Annotated in this window: 20 protein-coding genes; 17 read left to right on the forward strand and 3 right to left on the reverse strand. The window is 57.5% G+C overall.

Annotation, left to right across the window (positions count from 1 at the left end):
* Positions 1–17: 17 nt before the first annotated feature.
* Positions 18–491: a DUF2628 domain-containing protein gene (locus ACKXF7_RS10925; RefSeq protein WP_423742629.1), complete on the reverse strand. Its 474-nt coding sequence runs from the start codon at positions 489–491 to the stop codon at positions 18–20.
* A gap of 77 nt (positions 492–568) precedes the next feature.
* Positions 569–988: an RING finger protein gene (locus tag ACKXF7_RS10930; protein WP_423741280.1), complete on the reverse strand. Its 420-nt coding sequence runs from the start codon at positions 986–988 to the stop codon at positions 569–571.
* Between the two features lie 212 nt (positions 989–1200).
* Between ACKXF7_RS10930 and prfB the strand changes: the two genes are divergently transcribed.
* Positions 1201–2322: a peptide chain release factor 2 gene (gene prfB, locus ACKXF7_RS10935; protein WP_423741281.1), complete on the forward strand. Its 1122-nt coding sequence runs from the start codon at positions 1201–1203 to the stop codon at positions 2320–2322.
* A gap of 64 nt (positions 2323–2386) precedes the next feature.
* On the opposite strand, the gene ACKXF7_RS10940 is transcribed toward prfB, so the two are convergent.
* Complete coding sequence (locus ACKXF7_RS10940; RefSeq protein ID WP_423741282.1) at positions 2387–2935, reverse strand: DUF1836 domain-containing protein; 549 nt, start codon at positions 2933–2935, stop codon at positions 2387–2389.
* A 268-nt stretch (positions 2936–3203) separates the two neighbouring features.
* Here ACKXF7_RS10940 and ACKXF7_RS10945 point away from each other — a divergent pair, with 268 nt between their 5' ends.
* The 16 genes from ACKXF7_RS10945 (at position 3204) to mltG (ending at position 23242) form a co-directional block, all read left to right on the forward strand.
* Positions 3204–4049, forward strand: a complete 846-nt coding sequence (locus tag ACKXF7_RS10945) for a DegV family protein (RefSeq protein ID WP_249236816.1) — start codon at positions 3204–3206, stop codon at positions 4047–4049.
* Between the two features lie 210 nt (positions 4050–4259).
* Complete coding sequence (gene cls, locus ACKXF7_RS10950; protein WP_423741283.1) at positions 4260–5801, forward strand: cardiolipin synthase; 1542 nt, start codon at positions 4260–4262, stop codon at positions 5799–5801.
* 101 nt (positions 5802–5902) lie between these two features.
* On the forward strand, positions 5903–6934 hold the full coding sequence (locus ACKXF7_RS10955) for a hypothetical protein (protein ID WP_423741284.1): 1032 nt from the start codon (positions 5903–5905) through the stop codon (positions 6932–6934).
* A gap of 231 nt (positions 6935–7165) precedes the next feature.
* Positions 7166–8008 carry a transporter substrate-binding domain-containing protein gene (locus ACKXF7_RS10960; protein ID WP_423741285.1) on the forward strand — a complete coding sequence of 281 codons (843 nt, stop codon included), beginning with the start codon at positions 7166–7168 and terminating at the stop codon, positions 8006–8008.
* Between the two features lie 86 nt (positions 8009–8094).
* Entirely contained in the window at positions 8095–8739 is a 645-nt protein-coding gene (locus ACKXF7_RS10965; RefSeq protein ID WP_423742630.1) for an amino acid ABC transporter permease, read from the forward strand.
* 21 nt (positions 8740–8760) lie between these two features.
* On the forward strand, positions 8761–9543 hold the full coding sequence (locus ACKXF7_RS10970) for an amino acid ABC transporter ATP-binding protein (protein WP_339395831.1): 783 nt from the start codon (positions 8761–8763) through the stop codon (positions 9541–9543).
* 192 nt (positions 9544–9735) lie between these two features.
* On the forward strand, positions 9736–11109 hold the full coding sequence (locus tag ACKXF7_RS10975) for an MATE family efflux transporter (RefSeq protein WP_423741286.1): 1374 nt from the start codon (positions 9736–9738) through the stop codon (positions 11107–11109).
* Positions 11110–11261: 152 nt separating this feature from the next.
* Positions 11262–13481: an ATP-dependent RecD-like DNA helicase gene (locus ACKXF7_RS10980; protein ID WP_339395833.1), complete on the forward strand. Its 2220-nt coding sequence runs from the start codon at positions 11262–11264 to the stop codon at positions 13479–13481.
* A gap of 152 nt (positions 13482–13633) precedes the next feature.
* Positions 13634–14659, forward strand: a complete 1026-nt coding sequence (locus ACKXF7_RS10985; RefSeq protein ID WP_249236805.1) for a rod shape-determining protein — start codon at positions 13634–13636, stop codon at positions 14657–14659.
* Positions 14660–14846: 187 nt separating this feature from the next.
* Entirely contained in the window at positions 14847–15206 is a 360-nt protein-coding gene (locus tag ACKXF7_RS10990; RefSeq protein WP_249236803.1) for an OadG family transporter subunit, read from the forward strand.
* A gap of 15 nt (positions 15207–15221) precedes the next feature.
* Positions 15222–16430, forward strand: coding sequence for a sodium ion-translocating decarboxylase subunit beta (locus ACKXF7_RS10995; protein WP_339395834.1), 1209 nt, complete (start codon positions 15222–15224; stop codon positions 16428–16430).
* Between the two features lie 403 nt (positions 16431–16833).
* Complete coding sequence (locus ACKXF7_RS11000; RefSeq protein ID WP_423741287.1) at positions 16834–19512, forward strand: ATP-dependent helicase; 2679 nt, start codon at positions 16834–16836, stop codon at positions 19510–19512.
* Positions 19513–19519: 7 nt separating this feature from the next.
* Positions 19520–20299, forward strand: coding sequence for an FAD-dependent thymidylate synthase (thyX, locus tag ACKXF7_RS11005; RefSeq protein ID WP_249236800.1), 780 nt, complete (start codon positions 19520–19522; stop codon positions 20297–20299).
* Positions 20296–20961 (forward strand): dTMP kinase, encoded by a 666-nt coding sequence (locus ACKXF7_RS11010; RefSeq protein ID WP_423741288.1) that lies wholly within the window; start codon positions 20296–20298, stop codon positions 20959–20961. The genes thyX and ACKXF7_RS11010 overlap by 4 nt, the downstream gene beginning before the upstream one ends.
* 302 nt (positions 20962–21263) lie before the next feature.
* On the forward strand, positions 21264–22079 hold the full coding sequence (locus tag ACKXF7_RS11015; protein ID WP_339395837.1) for a hypothetical protein: 816 nt from the start codon (positions 21264–21266) through the stop codon (positions 22077–22079).
* Between the two features lie 17 nt (positions 22080–22096).
* Positions 22097–23242, forward strand: a complete 1146-nt coding sequence (mltG, locus tag ACKXF7_RS11020) for an endolytic transglycosylase MltG (protein ID WP_423741289.1) — start codon at positions 22097–22099, stop codon at positions 23240–23242.
* The last annotated feature ends 12 nt before the right edge of the window (positions 23243–23254 follow it).

Genomic DNA, 23254 nt, shown 5'->3' on the forward strand with positions numbered 1-23254 from the left:
GCAGGCGGCATTGCAGATCAGAGCATCCCGACCAAAGCGTCCAGATTCGGGCCCATGAGCATGGTGGCACAGGCACCCAGAACCATCAGTAGCACAAAGGCACCGATCACACCGGCGATGCTCACGCCGCCCTGTGCAGACAGGACCGCACGGCGCTGAGCAGCGTCCGGGAACTCGGCACGGATGCGCCGGATGCGTTCGGCTGCACTTTTGCGATACAGCCATTTGGCGTACAGGGTGCGCAGCATCACCAGCGCAAAACTGAGCACCGTCATAATGCGGGACAGTATAACGATGACCGTGCTGCTGATGCCGGCGGTCAGTGGACTGCCGGTGGCCTGCATCATGCTCAGCAGGGTGGGCAGAGCCAGCACCAGCTCTGCGGCCAGAAAACCGAAGGCGGGCTTCCACGCTTTGCGATAGAAGAAATAGAACGGACCGAACACCAGCGCCGAGAGGCACATGGAGATCTTGGTGTGCTGCAGCTGCATCCGGCTGTAGTCGTTCAGATAGACAGGCGCGGCCTTGCCGATGTAATCGTTCCAGTCGCTGTAGGGGATCCCGTCGATCAGCTCTTCCTTGCCAAAGGCCGCCTGTACATTGCGGCGGGTGGGTTCTTCCACGGTCTGCTGGTACTGGCGGTAAAGATCATCATAGTCAAATCGGTTCTGGTCTGCGCCGGAAGCAGTCTGGGCGGAAGGACCGGGCACTGATCCTCCGGCGGCATGGCGGCACCGCAGCAGCGGCATACCGTCTCGGAACGCAGGGTGCGCTCACCGCAGCTGGGGCAGGTGCGCAGTTCTTCATCCTTGTACGGAAACCTCCATTCATAGCCTGCGCCGTGGGCGGGGGTATGGATGCAGCGGCCCAGCTTCTCGTAGCACTCGCGGTGATAGGGTGCGCCGCAGTCCGGGCAGACCACGATATCATCGGTCAGCGCCAGAGGTCTGCCGCAGCCTTCGCAGGGACAGCCATAATATTTCGGCATGATTTCCTCCTGTTATATGATTCATACTGGTATTATACTCCCCTGAGAACGAAAAGAAAAGGCAAAAATCTTCAAAATTCCAGCAGGATAATCCATTTACCTCTTTACTTTAACACAGATTCTCGGTATACTAGTGAAGTATCTGTGTATAAACTGTGTCTTTTGAAAATAAAAGACTTTACCTTATTATCATTTCGAGAGGAACTGAAAGAATGATCACGATTGACGAACTGAAGGTGCAGCTTGCCGATTACGGCAAGGCGGTCAAGGACCTGGAAGAGGCTCTGGCCATCGATGCCTCCCGCAAGCGCGTGCAGGAGCTGGAGCACACCATGTCCCGCCCCGGCTTTTACGATGATGCTGACCTGAGCAAAAAGGTGTTTGACGAGGTGGGCGACCTGAAGGGCAAGCTGAGCCGCTTTGAAAAGCTGCAGGGCCTGTACGATGACGCCGAGACCATGCTGGAAATGCTGGATGAAGAATACGACCCTGCCATGATCCCCGAAGCAGAGGAATCTGTGAACGCTGTGGGCAAGGCAGTGGATGAGCTGCAGCTCATGACGATGCTGAACGGTGAGTACGACCACAGCAACGCCATCCTCACCTTCCACGCCGGCACCGGCGGCACCGAGGCACAGGACTGGGCCGAAATGCTGTACCGCATGTACAACAAGTGGGCTTCCAACCACGGCATGACCGTGGAGGTGCTGGATTATCAGGACGGTGATGAAGCCGGCATGAAGAGTGCCTCCATGATGGTGAAGGGTGCCAACGCCTACGGTCTGCTCAAGAGTGAGAACGGCGTGCATCGTCTGGTGCGTGTGTCGCCCTTTGACGCCAATGCCCGCCGTCAGACCAGCTTTGCTTCGCTGGAAGTGATGCCCGAGCTGGACAACACCATTCAGGTGGATATCCGCCCCGAGGATATCGAGATGCAGGTGTACCGTTCCTCCGGTGCCGGCGGCCAGCACATCAACAAGACCTCTTCCGCTGTCCGTCGAATCCACAAGCCCACCGGCGTCGTGGTCAGCTGCCAGACCCAGCGCAGCCAGTTCCAGAACCGTGACTACGCAATGGAAATGCTGAAGGCAAAGCTGTATCAGATCGCAAAGCAGCAGCATATGGATAAGATCGACGACATCAAGGGCGTGCAGAACGAGATCGCATGGGGTCACCAGATCCGCAGCTATGTGTTCATGCCCTACACCATGGTCAAGGATCACCGCACCAACTACGAGACCGGCAATGTGGACGCCGTGATGGACGGTGATCTGGACGGTTTCATCTTCGCATACCTCAAGGCTGCAAGCCGCGGGGAACTGCAGGATACCTGATCTTGAACGTATAAAATGCAAAGGCCGTGCTTCCTTTTGTGGAGGCACGGCCTTTTTTGTGTTCTTATGCCAGATCGGGCAGAATGGTGTCCCAGAGGTTTTCCTCCTGCCGCAGGGCGTTGAAGCAGCAGTCCAGATACATTTTGTTTGCCGCTGCAAGGATCGTGCTGCGCAGAAGCAGCTTTTCATCTGCGGCATCCACGGCAAGGTCGCGGATCTCTCTGGTGCAGCCGAATACGAACGGCAGGCAGTTCTCCATCTCGTCGCAGAAGTAGTCGTAAGCTGCCCCGGCGGAACAGTGCGCCCGCTGCATTTTAAACAGGGCATCGATGTTTTCCATCGAAAGAACGGTCTTGGAGACTGCAATGTACATCAGGGATGCGATCTGATCGCGGGCATACTTCTTGCGCACCGGGTGGGACAAAATGCCCTTTTTGACGTAGTTGCTGACCATGGAAGAGGTGAGCTCCATGCCGCAGAAGGTGCGGAAATAGCTGTTGACGTACTGCACGGTCTGGTCAAGGTAAAGCCCCATCTGCGGGAGATCGGCGTACCGGGGCAGGGCAAACCCGGCGGCGCAGGCCGCAACGCGGCATTTGGTTTCAGTTTTCATATCGTAAGCAGTTCTCTAAGGTTGGCGCAGCTGGGCTGCGCGGGATACAGAAAATGGTTTTATGGCGGTATTATAGCGCAAATCTGTACTTTGGTCAACGGATTTTTAAAACTTTTGAAAGAATGCATAAAATCCCTTGACAGGTTTTTGAAAAACTGCTATGATGTCTGCAGTGAACCGAAAAAACCATGCAGGCAGAAGTGCGTGTAAGGCACGGAAAATACAAAAATGACCTGCTATCACAAAATAGATTTGGAGCGTGCATTTTATGAAAACCAAGATCGTTGTGGATTCTTCGTCCAGCCTGTATGCCCTGCCGGGCGTGGATTTTGCCTGTGTGCCGTTGAAGATCGTCACGGATGAACAGGAATATCTGGATGATGGCACTCTGGATGCCGTGGGTATGGCCCGGTCTCTGCGTACTTACAAGGGCAAGACCAGCACCTCCTGCCCCAATGTGGCAGACTGGCTGGCTGCTTATGAGGGTGCAGAGCAGATCTTTGTTGCCACCATCACGGGCACACTGTCTGGCAGCTACAATGCTGCACTGCTGGCAGCGGAAGAATACAAGGAAACACATCCGGAGGCCCGTATTTTTGTGCTGGACAGCCTGTCTGCCGGGCCGGAGCTGCGTCTACTGGCGGAGCGTCTGCGGGACCTCGTCCGGATCGGGATGGAGTTTGACGAGATCTGTGAGGCGATCCTGGCTTACCACAAGCACACGCATCTGGTGTTTTCGCTGGAATCGCTGGCAAATCTGGCCCGCAACGGCCGTGTGAAGCCCGCCGTTGCCGCCGTGGCACGGATGCTGGGCATCCGGGTCATTGGTCAGGCCAGCGAGAGTGGTGAGCTGGAGGTGCTGTGCAAGACCCGTGGCGAGCACGGCGCACTGGAGCGCATCGTGCTGGAATTGAAGGATCACGGCTTTACCGATGGCAAAGTGCACATTGCCCACTGTGATAACCCGGAAGCTGCCAAGCGCCTGAAACTGATGATCCATGCGGTGTTTGCAGGCGCACAGGTGGATGTCACCGAGTGCGGCGGCCTGTGCAGCTACTACGCTGAGCAGGGCGGCCTGATGGTGGGCTTTGAGGACGGCGAAGCCGAAGCATAAAGCGGCTTTCAATGGCTCCGCATTTGCGCGGGAACTGCAATAGCTGTCTCTTTGACGAAAAAATCATTTCTTTGTTTGCCGACCGGAAAAATCTGCGGATTTTTCCGGTCGGCTTTTTGCGGGGCGCATCAGGAAACAACGCAAATCTTGAAAAAGCTGCAAAACCGCGCTATACTTACACATATTATAATAAAGGAGGAGGGCAGGCCGATGTTTTTTCGTTCGCCGATCGTGCGCTTTTTCAACCGCATCCTGAACCGCGTCACCATCACGGTGGTGCTGGTAGCGCTGCAGCTGCTGTGGCTGTGCTGGGTGTTCTATTCCATTACCACCGGTACAGGCCGTGTATGGGTGAACGGTCTGCTCAACGCCCTGAGCCTGCTCATTATCCTGTACCTTGTGCGCAAGGACGAGAACAGCGCCTATAAGGTGGGCTGGATCGCATTGATCGGCATTCTGCCGCTGCTGGGCGGTGCACTGTATCTGGCCTTTGGCAACAAACGCCCGAGCAAGCGCCTGAGCCTGAAAATGCATGCTGTGGACAGCGCACATAAAAAAGACCTGCAGCAGCAGCCGGGCGTACTGGACAGTCTGGATGCCGGCGGGCAGGGCCAGAGCCGTTATGTGGCAAAGTATGGCCCCTATCCGGCATGGCAGAACACCCGTGCGCAGTATTTTGCCAGCGGCGAAGCGATGTATCCGCGGCTGCTGGCCGATCTGGAAAAGGCCCAAAAGAGCATCTTTCTGGAATTTTTCATTGTGAGCCATGGCTGCATGTGGAATGGCGTCGAGAAGATCCTGCGCCGCAAGGCGGCACAGGGCGTGGATGTGCGTCTGATCTACGATGATTTTGGCAGTCTGCTGGGTCTGCCTGCCGATTTTATCGTGCGGATGGAGCGGGCGCATATCCGCTGCATCCCGTTCAACCCGGTGGTGCCCCTGATCTCGCTGGTGATGAACCACCGCGACCACCGCAAGATCGTAGTCATTGACGGTACGGTGGCCTACACCGGCGGCGTGAATCTGGCAGATGAGTATATCAACGCAGAGCAGCGCTTCGGCTACTGGAAGGATGCAGCCCTGCGTGTGGAAGGCGACGCCGCGTGGAACTTTACGGTGATGTTCCTCAACTTCTGGAATGCCTTTCGCCCCAGCGAGACGGATTATGATGCGTTTCGCCCCATGCCGCTGGTGCCGCTGGTGCCGGACGGCGTGGTGCAGCCCTATGCAGACAGTCCGCTGGACGAGGAGCCCATGGCAGAAACCGTTTATCTGAATATCCTTGCGCAGGCAAAACAGTATGTCTACATCTATACACCCTACCTTGCGATCGGCGAGGAAATGCTGGATGCGCTGAAAAACGCTGCCAAGCGCGGGGTGGATGTCCGTCTGGTGCTGCCGGGCATCCCGGACAAGAAGCTGGTATTCCGGTTGAGCCGGTCGTACTATCTGCCGCTTTTGCGGGCGGGTGTACGCATTTACGAGTTCACCCCCGGCTTCCTGCACGCCAAGTGCTGGGTGAGCGATGACAGCACCGCTGTGGTGGGCAGCATCAACATGGATTACCGCAGCCTGTTCCTGCACTTCGAGTGCGGCGTGCTACTGCAGAACAACAGTCAGGTGACCGTCCTGCGGGATGACGTGCGGGATACACTGCTCAAATGCCGGGAGGTACAGGTATCGGACTGCCATACCGGTCTGCTGGGCACTGTGCTGGACAGCGTGCTGCGGCTGCTGAGCCCTTTAATGTAAAAGAAACGACAGACCGCGGTAGACGCGAAATAAAACCGCTGCTTTCCGGGCAAACTAGCCCAAAAGCCCCTTTACGATGGGGCAGGAAAGGGAGCGTTTCGATGATAACGAAAAAGATATCCTGCACGGTTTTGGGCTGCACGCTGGCGGCGGCGCTGACACTCACCGCCTGCGGCGGGAGCGGCTCCGGTTCTTCCGGAAGCATGAGCACAGGCATGGGCGGCAGCTCGTCCCAGACCACGCAGAACGCCGCATGGCGCACCGGCCTTGGCATCTTGACGGAAGCGGACGGAGAGGAGCGTGCCGGGAAGATCAACGCGATCGCTGCCGCCGTTTTGCTGGATGCTGAGGGGAAAGTGGCCGATGTGATGCTGGATGAGGTGGAACTTTCTGTAACGGGGGACGGCACCGGCAAGGTGACGATGCCCGGCGAAACTCTTACCAAGCGCCAGAAAGGGGAGGACTACCCGCTGGCTGCGGTGTCCTCGCTGAAAAAAGGCTGGACAGAACAGGCAGATGCCTTTGGCGATTTTCTCACAGGTAAGACGCCGGACGAGGTGAAAAAGCTTGCCACCGACGATGACGGCAAGCCCAAGGATGCCGATCTGCTTTCCGGCTGTACCATTGCAGTGGACGGCTATCGGGATGCAGTGGTGCGCGCCTGTGAGAACGCAAAGGCGGTGGGTTCGGCCCGCGGCGACCGTGCTGTGCTGGGCGTGTCGGTGCGCAATGATACCAAAGATCTGACCGCCGCCGACGACCACGATGTGACTGCGCAGGTGGATATTACGGTGACAGCTCTGACGCTGGATGCCGACGACCGCGTGACTGGTGCCATCGCTGACGTGACGGAGCCTGCCCTGACAGTGAGCGCGGACGGCACCGTGTCGGCACCGGAGTTGGTGAAAACCAAGCTGGAGCAGGGCGATCAGTATGGGATGCGCGGTGCATCCGCTCTGGACAAAGAATGGTATGAGCACAGCGAGGGCTGGTGCGACTACCTCAAGGGCCGGACCCGCGCAGAGGTGGCGTCCATCCCGGATGACGGCTCGGATGCCGACCTTGCGGCTGTATGTACTATTTCAGTGACAGAGCTGCAAAAGGCGGCACTGGCAGCGTTCGCAGAAGAATAAGCGCTCGGGAAGGGGAAAGACACTGCGTCTTTCCTCTTTTATTTGTGCAATTCAACAAGAGACGAAACGAAAAGAAAAAAATAAAGGGCAATATGCACTAACTTTTATATTTCCTCTTGCCAAATGCCCTCAAACGCGCTATTCTATAGTCACGGTTTAACACTTTAGCATGATAAAATGCTAAACTGAGAGGGAACATCTTTTGGGAAATAACGAGGGAGGAAACCTGTTATGAAACGTTTAGTCTCCGCTTTTCTGGCTGGTGCCATGGCACTGAGCCTTGCCGCCTGCGGCGGTGCCGCATCCACTTCCACCGTGGCATCTTCTGCCGCATCCGGCAGCGCAGCTGCTTCTGCTGCCGAAACCGCTGCCAGTGATCTGGATTACATCAAGGAAAAGGGCAAGATGGTCATTGGCTACACCGTCTACGAACCCATGAACTACACCGATGCAGACGGCAACTTCACCGGCTTTGACACCGAGCTGGCAACGGCTGTGTGCGAAAAGCTGGGGGTCGAGCCGGAGTTCGTGGAGATCAACTGGGACACCAAGGTGGTTGAGCTGGATGCCAAGAGCATCGACTGCATCTGGAACGGCATGACCCTGACCGATGATATTATGGCCAACACCGCCACCACCAAGGCCTACGCCAAGAACGCACAGGTCGTGGTCGTGAAGGACGGTACCGACTACAGCTCCACTGCAGATCTGGTGGGCAAGACCGTAGTGGCTGAAGCCGGCTCTGCCGGTGAGGCTGCCATCGAAGGTGACGAGAATCTGGCACAGGCCGATTACGTTTCCAAGAGCGTGCAGACCGACTGCCTGATGGAAGTTGCCGCAGGCACTGCAGATGCGGCTGTTCTGGATCTGACTCTGGCCAAAGCCATGATCGGTGAGGGCACCGACTATGCAAGCCTGAAGATCGTGGACGAGCTGAACGCTGAGGAGTACGGCGTGGCCTTCCGCAAGGGCAGCGATGCCGCCGCCGCTGTGGATGCCGTCTTTGACGAGCTGAAGGCTGACGGCACCATGCAGGCTCTGGCCGACAAGTACGATCTGGCTCTGGCCGATTAAGTATTTACATTTAAAATGATCGGAGCGCCCCCTGAGCGGGGCGTTCCCTTTGTTAAAAACGGATTGATGGGTGTGTTCTTGTGTCTGTGATTCTGGGGCGCCTTTCCGGCGCGTTTCTGCTCAACTGTGAACTGTTTGCATTGACCCTGCTGTTTGCGCTGCCGCTGGGTCTGGTGGTCGCTTTCGGCTCCATGAGCCGGTGCAAGCCGCTTTCCGGCGCGGTGAAAACTTTCGTGTGGGTCATCCGCGGTACGCCGCTGATGCTGCAGATGATCGTGATCTACCTTGGCCCCGGCCTGCTGGGCATGAATAATCCGTGGCCCTCCGGCTCCGGCGGACGCATGGTGGCAGCGGTGGTGGCCTTTGCCATCAACTATGCCTGCTACTTCTCCGAGATCTACCGCGGCGGCATCGAGGCTGTCCCCAAGGGCCAGACCGAGGCCGGTCAGGTGCTGGGCATGACCAAAACGCAGATCTTCTTCAAGGTGACGCTGCTGCAGGTGGTCAAGCGCATTCTGGCCCCCATGGGCAACGAGGTCATCACCCTTGTCAAGGATACCTCGCTGGCCAACACCATCGCCAACAAGGAGATCATCATGATGGCCAAGGAGTACAGCGCAAAGGGCCTGATCTGGCCGCTGTTCTCCACCGCCATCTTCTTCCTGGTGTTCGTGGGCGCGCTGACTTTGCTGTTCGGCTGGGCTGAAAAGAAACTGGATTATTTCCGCTGATGAAAGGAAGGAAACTGAATCATGGCACTGCTTGAAGCCTCCGGCATCGGCAAAAACTTTGGCGAGACCAAGGTGCTCAAAGATATTTCGCTGAACCTTGAACAGGGTGAGGCGCTGGCCATCATCGGCTCGTCCGGTTCCGGCAAGACCACCCTGCTGCGCTGCCTGAATTTCCTCGAGAGGCCGGATACCGGCATCATCAAGGTGAACGGCGAGACCATGTGGGACGCCGCCGACCCCGCCACCCAACGGGAAAGCGAGGTGCGCAAAAAGCGGCTGCACTTTGGTCTGGTATTCCAGAACTTCAACCTCTTTCCGCAGTACACCGCCCTGCAGAACGTGATGCTGGCCGGTGAGCTGCTGGCAAAGGAGAGCCCGGATTACAAGGCAAACAAAAAAGCTATCCATGCCCAGCTGGAACAGCAGGCACAGGAGCTTCTGGCCCAGATGGGCCTGTCTGCCCGTGCAGGCCACTATCCGCACCAGCTCTCCGGCGGTCAGCAGCAGCGCGTAGCCATTGCCCGCGCACTGGCCCTGCACCCGGACATCCTCTGCTTCGACGAGCCCACCAGCGCCCTTGACCCGGAACTGACCGGTGAAGTGCTGAAAGTTCTGCGTGACCTTGCTGACCGCAAGACCACCATGATCATCGTCACCCACGAAATGCATTTTGCCCGTGATGTGGCCGACCGCATCATGTTCATGGATGGCGGCGTTGTGGTGGAGGAAGGCCCTGCCCGGCAGCTCATCGAGCACCCGCAGGAAGAGCGCACCAAGCAGTTCCTTGCGCATTACTCGGAATAAGCAAAATCACCAATTCTTTCTGCAAAAATTCGTAAATGTTGATGCAATGCAAATCTTGTAAATCCTGCGTCACTCCGCTATAATACCATTCATGAATGTACAAAACGTCCTGCCCCTTTCCGGCAGGGCGTTTTTCACGGCAAAAATCATGCTATTAAGCCGGTTTCCAGTGTGGCAGGAGGATTTTATACTATGACAAAGGATATGACTCAGGGCAGTCCGCTGAAGCTGATCCTTGCGTTTGCGGTGCCGCTGATGCTGGGCAGTCTGTTCCAGCAGTTCTACAATCTGGCCGATACCATCATCGTTGGCCGCTTTGTGGGCGTGGAGGCGCTGGCGGCTGTGGGCAGTGTGGGCGGCCTGAATTATCTGGTGCTGGGCTTTGTGAACGGCATCGCCTGCGGTTTTTCCATCCCCATCTCGTGGACTTTCGGCGCAAAGGACTACAAGGAGATGCGCCGCTACACCGCCAACACAGTGTGGCTGTCCATCTTTTTTGCGGTGGTGCTCACCATCGTTACGGTGGCACTGACCCGCTCGGTGCTGGTGTGGACGAATACGCCGGAAAACATCATCGACCTTGCGGATATCTACATCCGCACCATTTTCTGGGGCATCCCGTTCACCCTGCTTTATAATGTGACCAGTGCGTTGATGCGTGCTTTGGGCGACAGCAAGCGTCCGCTGTACTTCCTGCTGGTAGCAAGCTTTTTGAACATCGCTCTTGACCTTGTGTGCATCATCGTATTCGACATGGGCGCATTCGGTGCGGCCTTTGCTACCGTGTTCAGTCAGGCGGTGGCGGGCCTTGGCAGTCTGCTGTACATCATGCGCCACTACCCGGAGCTGCGCTGGAGCAGGGAAGAGGGCCGTTTCAGCCTGACCCACTGCGCAAAGCTGTGCAACATGGGCATCCCCATGGGCCTGCAGTGCAGCATCACGGCCATCGGCAGCGTGGTACTGCAGGGCGCTGTGAATGGTCTCGGCAGCGACATCGTGGCTGCGCAGACTGCAGGCGGCAAGGCGGCGCAGTTCCTCAGCGTGCCGCTGGAGAGCATCGGCACTGCCATGACCACCTACACCAGCCAGAATATGGGCGCCAAAGACCTTGGCCGTGTGAATCGCGGCGTGAACACCGCCCTGGGCATTGGCTGTGTGTACAGCATTGTGTCCTTCCTCATCCTGCGCGTGACCGACAAGCTGCTCATCGGCCTGTTCCTGGATGCCAGCGAGACCGCGATCATGGCCAATGCTCAGAGCTTTATCTTCTGGAACAGTGTTTTTTATATCCCGCTGGCGGTGCTCATCATCTACCGTTACACCATTCAGGGGCTGGGCTTCTCCGGCCTTGCCATGTTCGCCGGTGTGGCCGAAATGGTGGCCCGCGCAATGGTAGGCTTCTGGTTCGTGCCGCTGTGGGGCTACTTTGCAGCCTGCATCGCAAACCCGGTGGCGTGGTTCTTTGCCTGCTTCTTCCTCATTCCGGCCTACTTTGTGGTGCGCAGAAAGCTGCAGAAGGAAAAGGACATCGAGAAAGCGCACGACGCGCAGGCGGCAAAGGCCTGACGCGGCAGCGCAAATATTTATAATAGCACAAGCCAGCTGGGCCTTCGGGTCTGGCTGGCTTTTTTGTTTTTTTCTGTTGACTCTTCTGATTTACAAATCCCGCCAAAAGCGTTATACTACATATGATTGTGTATCTGGCAGGAGGTGAGCGTATGGCAGAACTGGAACAGATCGAAGGCACCGTGGAAGATATCATTTATGAAAACGAGGATAACGGTTACACGGTGTTTGAACTATCCGGCGGCGGGGTGGTCACGGTGGTGTGCGGCATCGTGGGGGAACTGCACGCAGGCGAAAGCGTGGTATGCCGCGGTCGGTATGAGAACCACGCCACCTATGGCCGCCAGTTCCACGCACAGGAGTGCGAGACCGACATGCCGAAGGATCTGGAAGCTGTCTACGCCTTTCTGGCCAGCAAGTCGCTGCCGTATATCGGAGCCAAAACAGCGGATAAGATCATCGATCTGTTCGGGGCTGAGGCGCTGGAAGTGATCGCCAACGACCCGGCCCGGCTCACGCAGGTGCCCGGCATCTCTGCCGACAAGGCCGACCGCATCCAGCAGGAGTTCAAGCGGATGTTCGGGATGCGGGAGCTGATTGCCTATCTGGCTCAGTTCGAGATCAGCCCCCGCAGGGCTATGGAAGTGTTCCGCACCTTTGGGCCCGGGGCCATGCAGGCCATTGCGGCAAATCCCTATCTGCTCTGCGGCGAACCGCTGCAGCTGGATTTCCGCCATGCGGACAGCATCGCCCAGTATTACCATATGGAGGGCGACTGCGCCCAGCGGCTGGAAGCAGCCCTGCTGCGCACCCTGCGCCACAACGCAGGCAACGGCCACACTTGCCTGCCGCGCACCCAGCTGCTGGAAACGGCGGCGGGCTTCATCCATCAGCCGCCGGAAAAGCTGGCCGCAGCACTGGATGAATGCATCCGAACCGAAGAGCTGCGGGTGAAGCTGTTCGATGGCACACCTTATATCTATCTGCCCGACCTGCTGGAAGCCGAGGAGGACATTGCTGCCCGGCTTGCCATGCTGACAAAACGGGGCAAAAACACTGCCCATGGGCTGGATAAAAACATTCAGATCCTGGAACTGACGCAGGGCTTTGCCTATGCACCTTTGCAGAAGGAAGCCATCCGCAAGGCCATGACCGAGAACTGCCTTGTGCTCACCGGCGGTCCCGGCACCGGCAAGACCACTACGGTCAACGCCATCCTGCAATTGCTGGAAGATCAGGCAGAGAGGGTGGCTCTGTGCGCCCCCACGGGCCGCGCAGCCAAGCGCCTGAGCGAACTGACCGGGCGCAAGGCCAGCACCATCCACCGTCTGCTGGAGGTGGACTACACCGGCGGCGTGGTCAGCTTTATCCATAACGATAAGAACCTGCTCAAGTGCGATGTGGTCATTCTGGACGAAATGAGCATGGTGGATGTGAAGCTGTTTCAGGCCCTTATTGCGGCGCTGCGCTACAGCTGCCGCATCATCATGGTGGGCGATGCCGACCAGCTGCCCAGTGTGGGGCCGGGCAACATTCTGGGCGAGGTGATCCGCTCCGGGCTGGTGCCCACGGTCTGCCTGAACGAGATCTTCCGGCAGGCGGCGCGCAGCCTGATCGTGGAAAACGCCCACCACATCATCAGCAGTGAGCCGCTGCAGAAGGGCGGCAGGACCGACGACTTCTTCTTTCTGGAATCGGACGGCGACGCGGCCCGGAAGCTGGTGTGCGATCTTGTTACCACCCGCCTGCCGCGCAGCTATGGCTTTGACCCGATCCGGGATATTCAGGTGCTCTGCCCCACAAAGCTGGGGCCCACCGGCACGCAGGCGCTGAATGTGGAGCTGCAGAATCTGCTCAACCCGGAGCAGAAGGGCAAGCCTCAGCTGCAAAGCGCGTCCCGGGTGTTCCGGGTCGGCGATAAAGTGATGCAGGTGCGCAACAATTACGAGATCGTCTGGAACCGTATCGGCGGGGAACAGGGAGTGGGTGCCTACAATGGCGATATCGGCATCGTGGAGAGCATCAACCCCCGTGATCGCTCCATGGTGGTGCGCATGGATGACCGGCGGCTGATCTATCCGGCAGAGAACCTGGGCGAGCTGGAGATCGCTTACGCCATCACGGTGCACAAGAGTCAGGGCAGCGAGTTCCCGGCGGTGATCCTGCCGGTGGCGCAGGTGCCGCCGCGGCTGTGCTACCGCAACCTGTTCTACACCGGCGTTACCCGCGCACGCAAACTGTGCATCGTGGCAGGCCGGCGGGACGTTGTGAACCGCATGATGGGAAACGTCCGCCAGAATCTGCGCTACAGCGGCCTGTGCTATCTGCTGCAGGCAGAGCTGCCGCCGGAGCAGATAAAAACAGAGGAATGACCGATGCCTGCAGAGCAGAATCTGCCCGGGAAGCCGTTCAAAACCGGTATACTTTTTACGGCAACTATGCTATACTGTAAGCTGGTATGATTTCCGGCCTGCATCAACAGGCCGTTGTTTCGATAGAGGAACCAGAAAGGAACAGAGAATTTATGGCACAGAACGATATCGGTATCGACCTTGGTACCACCACCATCATCATCGCACAGGCGGGGCAGGGCGTTGTACTCAACCAGCCCAGCGTTGTGGCAATGGACACGCGCAAAAACACCGTGCTGGAAGTCGGCGATAAGGCTCTGGCCATGGTGGGCCGCACCCCAAACTATATTTCCGCCATCTTTCCGCTGAAAGACGGCGTTATCAGCGACCACACCATGACCCGTGAGCTGATCTGCCGCTTTGTCAAGCAGGTATACAACTCCCATATGGTCAAGCCCCGGGTGGCAGTCTGCGTGCCTGCTGCGATCACCGGCATCGAAAGCGATGCTGTGGTGGAAGCTGTGGTGGCTGCCGGTGCCCGTCAGGTGTATCTGATCGATGAGCCCATTGCCGCCGCTCTCGGTTCCGGCATCGACATCACCCAGCCGGAAGGCCGCATGATCATCGACATCGGCGGCGGCACCACCGATATTGCAGTGCTGAGTCTGGGCGGTAAGGTCAAAGCCACCAGTGTGCGCGTAGCCGGCAACCACTACGACGAAGAGATCCTCAAGTTCGTGCGCAACAAGTACAGCGTGGCCATCGGCCAGCGTACCGCTGAGGAACTGAAAAAGAATGTGGCCTGCTGCCCCCAGAAGACCGATTTCCACGAGACCATGGAGATCAAGGGCCGCAGCCTGCTCACCGGCCTGCCGGTGCGCGTGAATGTTTCCACCGATGATCTCTACGATCCGGTCATGATGCTCAGCGAGCAGATCGGCACCGCAGCCCATCAGGTGCTGGAAAAGACCCCGCCGGAGCTGGCCGGTGATATCTACCGCAACGGTGTCATGCTCACCGGCGGCGGTGCACAGCTGCATGGCCTGACCGAGTATCTGAGCGAGGAGCTCAAGGTGGAAGTGACGGTTTCGCCCGACCCCGTGAACTGCGTGGCGCTGGGCACGGCCATGAGTCTCGGCCTGAACGACAAGCTGGAGACCGGCTTTATGGACGCAACGCCCCGCATCGGCCGCCGGTAAGCCCGACAGGCCGCAGCAGAGAAAAAGGCGGACACGATTTATCCATGCACCCGAATGAAAGCGGCAAAAAGAAAAATTGTCGGTTTTTATTGAAATGAATTGGAAAATAAGGTATAATATTTCCAAATTGATTTTCTGCTGACGACCTCGGGGCCGGATGCGGATTCTGAAAAACAGGAGGAAAACCATGGATTTAGGTTTTGACGTGGTCGTTACCATTACCGGCATCGTACTGGTGTTCTTGATCCTTATCCTGCTGATGGCCATCATCACGCTGGAAGGCAAGATCTTCGATTCGATGGGGACCAAGAAAAAGGCCGCAAAGGAAGCCGCCAAGGCTCCCGCCGCAAAGCCCGCTGCACCCGTGCAGCAGGCCGCAGCCGCTCCCGCTCCTCAGGTGGAAGAGGGCATCCCCGGCGATGTGGTCGCTGCCATTATGGCTGCGATCCACGCAATGGGCAACGGCAAGTACACCCTCAAGGCCGTGCGCCGCAGCAAGAACGGCTGGGGCAATGCGGGCGTGAATGACACCACCGCACCGTTTTAACAGAGGAGGAAGAGCATGACACAGTTTATTGATACTCTGGTCGGTATTTTCCAAAGTTCCGGCTTTGCACGCTTCGGCGAGCCGGGCGGCTACCTGTACGCGATCATGATCTGCGTGGGCTGCTTTTTGCTGTACCTGGCCATCGTCAAAGAGTTTGAGCCGCTGATCCTGCTGCCGATGGCATTCGGCATGATCCTGGCAAACCTGCCCGGCAGCGGCGTCATCCACATGCAGTATTTCGTTGGTGACGGTCTGGAACACCCCATGTGGGTGGAGATCCTGAATAACGGCGGTCTGGCCGATATGCTCTATATGGGCGTCAAGCTGGGCATCTACCCGCCGCTGATCTTCCTGGGCATTGGCACCATGACCGACTTCGCACCCCTGATCTCCAACCCCAAGAGCCTGCTGCTGGGCGCTGCCGCTCAGTTCGGTATCTTCGGTACTTATATGGGCGCTCGCCTGCTGACCGCTACCGGTCTGGTGGACTTCACCCAGAAGCAGTCTGCTGCAATCGCCATCATCGGCGGTGCAGACGGCCCTACTGCCATCTTCGTCACTTCTCGTCTGGCTCCTGAGCTGCTGGGCTCCATCGCTGTTGCGGCGTACAGCTACATGGCTCTGGTGCCCGTCATCCAGCCGCCCATCATGAAGGCTCTGACCACCAAGAAGGAACGTACCGTCGTGATGAAGCAGCTGCGCACGGTTTCCAAGACCGAAAGGATCATCTTCCCCATCATGGTCACCATCGTGGTGTCCCTGATCGTGCCGGATGCCGCTGTTCTGGTCGGTATGCTGATGCTGGGCAACCTGATGAAGGAGTGCGGCGTTGTGGATCGTATCCAGAAGACCGCCGGCAATGAGCTGATGAACATCATCACCATCTTCCTGGCACTGTCTGTTGGCTGCACCACCTCTGCGAACACCTTCCTGAACACCCGCACCCTGTTCATCATCGTGCTGGGCCTGATCGCATTCTCCTTCGGCACTGCCGCAGGTGTGCTGTTCGGCAAGCTGATGTATGTGCTGAGCGGCGGTCAGGTGAACCCGCTGATCGGTTCTGCAGGCGTTTCCGCTGTGCCTATGGCTGCCCGTGTTTCTCAGAAGGTTGGTCAGAGCGAGAATCCCTCCAACTTCCTGCTGATGCACGCAATGGGCCCCAACGTGGCAGGTGTTATCGGCTCCGCTGTTGCAGCCGGTATCCTGATCAACATTTTCAGCTAAGCGCTTTCTGAAAAGCATTTTTTCCGCCCGTCGGTTCGCAAGAGCTGCCGGGCGGTTTTTGTTTTACGATTTGAAATGCCCGCCGCGTTTGCTTTGGGCATAAAATAAGGAAATTATATTATTTATTTCGTGTTTGTCGCAGCCTGCGGGCTGCTCCAAACACATTTTCACAAAAAGGCCGTAACGAAAAACGGCTGCTGTTTTATCAGATGCAATTTTTCTCTACGACCTCTTTCGTGAAAAAGTAACTCCGAAAAGCCCGCAGGCTTTTCGGAGTTACAAATTATAAAAATATTTTTTCCGCTGAAAATAGCCAGAGCGAACGCGGCGGCTATTCTCAATCGTTTTAAAATGTGGTATACTGTACTTTGATAGTATAAACATAAAAGGAACAGGGGAAACCATGGCAACAGATCTCACACAGGAATTCTGCGCTCTGCGCGATACCTATATCGAAAAACAGTTTGGCCGCCTGAACGATATGCAGCGGCAGGCGGTGTTCACCACTGACGGCCCGCTGCTCATTCTGGCCGGTGCGGGCAGCGGCAAGACCACTGTGCTGGTCAACCGCATTGCCAATCTCATCCGGTTCGGCTCAGCCCACGGCTCCAGACAGACGCCGCGCCCAGCCACCGAGGATGATGTGAAGGCTCTGCGCAACGCCATTATGACAGACACTGCCGCGCCCGGCTGGCTGGATGGGATGCTGCGCCAGAACGCGGTGCGCAGTTGGAACGTAATGGCAATCACCTTTACCAACAAGGCGGCAGGGGAGCTGAAAGAGCGTCTGCGCCGGATGCTGGGCGGTGAAGAAGGCGATGAGGTGTTCGCATCCACCTTCCACTCGGCCTGTGTGCGCATCCTGCGCCGCTGGGCGGAGGAAATCGGCTACCCCCGCAGCTTTACCATCTATGATACGGACGACTCCCAGCGTGTGATGAAGGCGGTCTACAAAGACCTGAATGTGGACGATAAATTTCTGCCCATCAAAGCGGCCATCAACCAGATGAGCCGCTGGAAGGATCAGCTTGTCAGCCCGGAACAGGCCCTCGCCAGCCCTGCAAAGGACACCAAGGGTGCGCTGACCGCCCGTATCTATGCCGCTTATGAAAAGCGCCTGAAGGAAGCTGGTGCCTTTGATTTCGACGACCTCATCTACCAGACCGTGCAGCTGCTGGCCGAACATCCGGATGTGAGGGAGTTCTACCAGAACAAATACCGCTACCTGCTGGTGGACGAGTATCAGGATACCAGCGTGGCGCAGTTCCGTCTGGTGAGCCTGCTCACCGGCCCGGAGCGCAACATCTGCGTGGTGGGTGACGATGACCAGAGCATCTACCGCTTCCGTGGGGCTACCATTGAGAATATCCTCAACTTTGAAAAGCGCTATCCCGGCACAAAGACCATTCGCCTGGAACAGAACTATCGCTCCACCTCCAATATCCTGAATGCCGCCAACTGCGTCATCCAGCACAACACTGAGCGCAAAGGTAAGACCTTGTGGACGGACAACGGCGAGGGTGACAAGGTGCAGGTGTACACCGCCGAAAATGAGCAGGATGAGGCCAGCCACATCGCGGATGTGATCGGCCAGCACCTGAAAGCGGGTGGGCATCTGGCAGATCATGCGATTCTGTACCGTATGAATGCCCAGTCGGCCCCCATCGAAAGCTACTTTACCCGCGCGGGCATCCCTCACAAGATCGTGGGCGGCCAGCGCTTCAATGACCGCAAAGAGGTCAAGGACATTCACTCCTATATGTCTATTGTAGCGAACCCGCGCGATGATGTGCGCCTGCGCCGCATCATCAACGAGCCTGCCCGCAAGATCGGTGCCACCACGGTGGAGGTCATTGCCGATCTGGCCGGGCAGGAGGGCGTGAGTATGCTGGATATCATCAGCCACGCCGACCAGTACGCAAAGCTCAGCCGTGCCGTAATGCCGTTGCTCAAGTTCTGGCAGATCTATCAGCGCCTGCAGGACTCTCTGGAGACCCGCACACTGGACGAGTTTGCAGCCGATGTGATCGAGCTGACCGGCTATAAGGCAATGCTGGAAGCGGACGCTGCCAAGGGCCACGAGGACGCGGCAGACCGCCTGCAGAACCTTGGTCAGCTGGTGAACAACGTCAAGAACTACTGCGACCAGCACGGCGAGGAAGCCACGCTGGAAGGCTATCTGGAAGACATCGCCCTCATCAGCGATATCGACAGCTACAACGAGAGCGCAGATCAGGTGGTGCTGATGACCATTCACTCTGCAAAAGGCCTTGAATTCCCTTACGTGTTCCTCATTGGAATGGAAGAGGGCGTGTTCCCCAGCGAAATGAGCAAGTATTCCGAAGCGGACCTTGAGGAGGAACGCCGTCTGGCTTATGTGGGCATTACCCGCGCCAAAAAGGAGCTGTACATCTCCAACAGCGTTTCCCGGATGCTCTATGGCCGCACCCAACGCAATGAGCCCAGCCGCTTTTTGCGGGAGATCGAGCCGGAGTATATCGAGGAGACCCGCAGTCCGGTGCTGGAACAGCGCTCCCGCTTTGGCGGCTGGGGCGACAGCTATAGTGATACGGTGCCCGGCGGCGCATCCGGCTATTCCGGGCCGTCCGGCTGGGGCCGCAGCGCAAGCGGCTATGGAAATGGTTACAGCGCGGGCAGCCGCAGCGGTTATCTGAACCGGGAGTACAATGCAGGCGAGAGCCGCGGTTTTGGCTCTGCCTACGCAAACCGGGGCAGCAGCGGCGGCTATGGTTCCGGCTACGGCCGCAGTGGTGGAAGCACTGGTTATGGTGCAGGCTATGGCTCTCAATATGGCTCTGGAAATTACAGCGGTGCAGCGCAGAAAAAAGCTGAAAAGCATATTTCCTTTACAGGCGCTCCTGCCCAGAAACCGGCCTCTGCCGGCCCCAAACACTACGAACCCGGCGACATTGTGGAGCACAAGGTGTTCGGCCGGGGTCAGGTGGTGGCCGTGAAGCCCGCCGCCGGAGATCAGATCGTGGAGATCAACTTTGAAAAGGTAGGCATCAAAAAGACCATGGCCAATTTTGCACCCCTCACCAAAATCACTGCGGAGGAATAACAAACTTATGATGACTGTTCGTTTGATCGCCCATACCCCGGAACCCGAAAAGGTAGTGGCCGCAGCGGCAAAGCTGTGCTATTCCGATGCCCACATCACCGATCTGCTGGACGGGTTGGACGAAGAAAAAACTGCAAAATTCCTGACGATGCTCAGCGATCTGGGCCATGCCAGCCCCATTGAGCACGCCAGCTTCACCTTTGGCATCGAGGGGGTCAGCCGCACCCTGCTTGCCCAGATCACCCGCCACCGTATCGCGTCCTTCAGCGTGCAGAGCCAGCGCTATGTGCGGCTGGATGACTTCCGCTATGTGGTGCCGCCGGAGATCGAAGCCATTCCGGAAGCAAAGGCGGCTTTCCTTGCCAGTATGGAAGAGGACGCCAGACGTTATCTTGATCTGGCTCACAAGCTGGAAGAGGGCCACACTGCCCGCCTGATGGCCGAAGGAATGCCCGAAAAGCAGGCCCGCGCCAAGGCCAGCAAGCAGGCCAACGAGGACGCCCGCTTTGTGCTGCCCAACGCCTGCGAGACCAAGATGGTGGTCACGATGAACGCCCGCAGTTTGCAGAACTTTTTTCATCTGCGCTGCTGCAGCCGTGCCCAGTGGGAGATCCGGGAGCTGGCCGAAAAGATGTTTGGGCTGGTGTATCCGGTGGCACCGCATATCTTTGCAAAGTCCGGCCCGGCCTGCGTGAGCGGCCCCTGCCCGGAGGGAAAAATGTGCTGCGGAAAAACCGCTGAGGTGCGCGCAAAATATGCATCCATCAAGGAGGCTGCAGGCGTATGAGCAAGGGAAAACTGATTGCCATTGAAGGACTGGACGGCAGCGGAAAGGCCACGCAGGCAAAGCTGCTGGCCGGGTATCTGGCTGCACAGGGCCTTGCGGTGCGCGAGGTGAGCTTCCCGAACTATAGTAGTGACTCCAGCGCCCTTGTAAAAATGTATCTGGCCGGGCAGTTTGGTCAGCATCCGGACGATGTGAACGCCTATGCGGCCTCCAGCTTTTACGCGGTGGACCGCTACGCCAGCTACAAAAAAGACTGGGGCAGCTTTTACGAGAACGGCGGCATCGTCATTGCAGACCGGTACACCACCTCCAATGCGGTGCACCAGTGCTCCAAGCTGCCGCCGGAGCAGTGGGAAAGCTTTCTCGGCTGGTTGTTTGATTTTGAATTCCATCTGCTGGGCTTGCCTGCGCCGGATGAGGTGATCTACTTACAGGTAGACCCCGCCGTGAGCCAAAAGCTTATGACCCAGCGTTACCACGGCGACGAGAGCAAGAAGGATGTGCACGAAAAGGACACAGAGTATCTTGCCCGCAGCCGCCGCGCCGCCGAGTATTGTGCCGCGCACCTTGGCTGGGCCGTCGTGCATTGTACCAGCGGGGACAACATGCGCAGCATCGAAGACATTCAGGCCGAAGTGCAAAAAATCGTTCTAAAAAACTGAAAGACGAACCAGTTTGCAGAGTCTGTGTGTTGGCAGCTTTCTCCTCAGACACGAAATACGGGTTGCGGCACCCAGCAGCTGCTTCGCATCTGCTTGCATCTCGCTGGCCGCGGCCCCAACAACAGCTCCCTGTTTCCGCCACTGGCGGCGGTCACTGTTGTTGCAAACCATTCCATCGCCCGCCCGATTGCCTACGGCAACAGGGTCCCACCCCAGCGGACGGTCTTCGGAGAAACTACCGACCCGCAGATTGATGACAGCGTTTCTGACATAAATTTCGATAAGAGGGGGTATCCTGACAGATGTATCGTTTGATGCAGCCGGAAGATAAACCGGCAGTGCTGGCCTTGTGGCAGAGCCAGCGCAATGAATCAGAAGAATTTGCCAAAAAGGCCATTGAGCAGTTTGCAGGCGAGCAGAACGTCTATGTCGCAGAAGAAAACGACGAGATCGCTGCTGTAGCGCTGGCAGTTCCTGTCACGCTGCAGGGCCGCACCGGCACCTATTTATATGGCCTGTGCGGCGAGGGAAGCTTGATCCTGGCGGGCCTTGTGGACTATCTGTGCGCTCAGCAGAAGCTGCGCGGCGCAGGCTTTACAGTGGCCGTGCCCACTGGTCCGGAACAGGCTGCGTTTTTGCAGGATAAGGGCTTTGCATGGGCATTCCCACTGCGGTGTCTGCCCCGCGAGGTGGAGCGCAACTTGTGGAGTCAGGCGGAATTTGACTCGGTCACAGCCAAAAAGCTGTGCGAGCTGCGGGAGCGTTTCTGGCCCGATACGGTGCAGTTCAGCCCGGAGCGCATGGCGGTGGTGCTGGGCGACCTCTATTCTGCCGGTGCAACCATCGTTTCTACAGAACAGGCATACGGCATCTATTTCCGCAAGGAGGACACCCTCTATTTTGTGGAGCTGCAGGCTGACAATGACCGCGCTGCCGAAGTGCTGATGGAAGCCGCCCGCGAGAAGGAAGTGATCGTGGAAAAGGCAGTCATCACCGTGGGCGCAGCGCAGCCGCTGTTCCTCGGCGAGGGCAAGCGGCAGGAATACGGGATGATCCGCTTCGATGCGGAACCCTTCGATGTGAGCGAAAGCTACATGCGTCTGATGCTGGAAAACTGATATAAAAAGGAGTGCTTATGGCACAAAAAAGCTCTCATGCCGCCCGCAAAAAGGGTGGTGTATGGAAGATCCTGCTGGTGCTGGTGGTACTGCTGGCACTGGCCGTTGGCGGGGCGCTGCTGTTTGCGCGCAATGAGATCAGCGGCAATGGCAGACCCGGTGCGGAGGTAACGGTAAGCATCCCGCAGGGCAGCGGCGTTTCCGCCATTGCGCAAAAGCTCAAGGATGCGGGAGTAATCCGCTCGACCTATCTGTTCCGCTGGTATGTGGGGCAGAAAGGAGCGGCGTCAAAGCTGCAGTATGGCGATTTCACCCTGCAAAAGAGCGCCTGTTCTTACGATGCCATCATTGCGGCCCTGTCCACCTACGCCAAAGCCGAGACGGTGCGTGTGACCATTCCGGAGGGAACGACTGCCATTGCCATCGCCCAAAAGATGGAAGCTGCGGGTCTGTGCAGCGCGGAGGACTTTTTGAAGGAAGCCAACGAGGGTGATTTCAGCAAGTACACCTTCTGGCAGTATGTGCCGGACGATGCCGACGCCCCTGACCGCTTTATGAAGTGCGAGGGTTATCTCTTCCCGGACACCTACGAATTTTTGAAGGATGATACTGTGCACAACTATGTGGCAACCTTCTATGCGCAGTTCGATGCACAGATCACAGAGGAAATGTACGCAGAGCTCGAAAAGCAGGCTATGACCTTGCCGGAGCTGATCACACTGGCATCGTTTGTTCAGGAGGAAGCAGGAAACAGTCAGGACTCCAATGTGGCGCAGGTGTTCCGCAACCGTCTGGCCGATGGCTCACCCTATCCGCGCCTGCAGAGCAACACCTCCAGCCACATCCAGAGCGACGATGACAACAATTATCTCTGGAACTGGGTGGCACCCTACTATGGCGGCTGGGATAAGATCCCGGAAAATATCGTGGCTGCGTATGATACCTACAGCTGCGCCGGCCTGCCTGCCGGGCCGATTTCAAACCCCGGCCTTGCGGCTATCAAGGCTGCGCTTACCCCTGAGCCGGATGAGGCTGCAAAGAACGCGTATTTCTTTGTCACCGACCTCAAAGGCAGCTATTACTATGCGCATACCCTGAGCGAACACAACGCCAACTGCAAGACTGCAGCGGCGGTGAACAAATCTATGAATACGGAAAAATGAGAGGAATTTGAA

Source organism: Faecalibacterium sp. 7, from assembly GCF_049562865.1.
Lineage (GTDB): Bacteria > Bacillota > Clostridia > Oscillospirales > Ruminococcaceae > Faecalibacterium > Faecalibacterium wellingii.

Coding starts and splice junctions, on each gene's coding strand:
- ACKXF7_RS10970 (WP_339395831.1), top strand. CDS start 8,761: ATGGCACTGCTTGAAGCCTCCGGCATCGGCAAAAACTTTGGCGAGACC.
- ACKXF7_RS10990 (WP_249236803.1), top strand. CDS start 14,847: ATGGATTTAGGTTTTGACGTGGTCGTTACCATTACCGGCATCGTACTG.
- ACKXF7_RS10975 (WP_423741286.1), top strand. CDS start 9,736: ATGACAAAGGATATGACTCAGGGCAGTCCGCTGAAGCTGATCCTTGCG.
- ACKXF7_RS11015 (WP_339395837.1), top strand. CDS start 21,264: ATGTATCGTTTGATGCAGCCGGAAGATAAACCGGCAGTGCTGGCCTTG.
- ACKXF7_RS10960 (WP_423741285.1), top strand. CDS start 7,166: ATGAAACGTTTAGTCTCCGCTTTTCTGGCTGGTGCCATGGCACTGAGC.
- ACKXF7_RS10985 (WP_249236805.1), top strand. CDS start 13,634: ATGGCACAGAACGATATCGGTATCGACCTTGGTACCACCACCATCATC.
- ACKXF7_RS10995 (WP_339395834.1), top strand. CDS start 15,222: ATGACACAGTTTATTGATACTCTGGTCGGTATTTTCCAAAGTTCCGGC.
- ACKXF7_RS10925 (WP_423742629.1), bottom strand. CDS start 491: ATGCAGCTGCAGCACACCAAGATCTCCATGTGCCTCTCGGCGCTGGTG.
- thyX (WP_249236800.1), top strand. CDS start 19,520: ATGATGACTGTTCGTTTGATCGCCCATACCCCGGAACCCGAAAAGGTA.
- ACKXF7_RS11010 (WP_423741288.1), top strand. CDS start 20,296: ATGAGCAAGGGAAAACTGATTGCCATTGAAGGACTGGACGGCAGCGGA.
- ACKXF7_RS10930 (WP_423741280.1), bottom strand. CDS start 988: ATGCCGAAATATTATGGCTGTCCCTGCGAAGGCTGCGGCAGACCTCTG.
- ACKXF7_RS10955 (WP_423741284.1), top strand. CDS start 5,903: ATGATAACGAAAAAGATATCCTGCACGGTTTTGGGCTGCACGCTGGCG.
- ACKXF7_RS11000 (WP_423741287.1), top strand. CDS start 16,834: ATGGCAACAGATCTCACACAGGAATTCTGCGCTCTGCGCGATACCTAT.
- ACKXF7_RS10980 (WP_339395833.1), top strand. CDS start 11,262: ATGGCAGAACTGGAACAGATCGAAGGCACCGTGGAAGATATCATTTAT.
- ACKXF7_RS10945 (WP_249236816.1), top strand. CDS start 3,204: ATGAAAACCAAGATCGTTGTGGATTCTTCGTCCAGCCTGTATGCCCTG.
- prfB (WP_423741281.1), top strand. CDS start 1,201: ATGATCACGATTGACGAACTGAAGGTGCAGCTTGCCGATTACGGCAAG.
- cls (WP_423741283.1), top strand. CDS start 4,260: ATGTTTTTTCGTTCGCCGATCGTGCGCTTTTTCAACCGCATCCTGAAC.
- ACKXF7_RS10940 (WP_423741282.1), bottom strand. CDS start 2,935: ATGAAAACTGAAACCAAATGCCGCGTTGCGGCCTGCGCCGCCGGGTTT.
- mltG (WP_423741289.1), top strand. CDS start 22,097: ATGGCACAAAAAAGCTCTCATGCCGCCCGCAAAAAGGGTGGTGTATGG.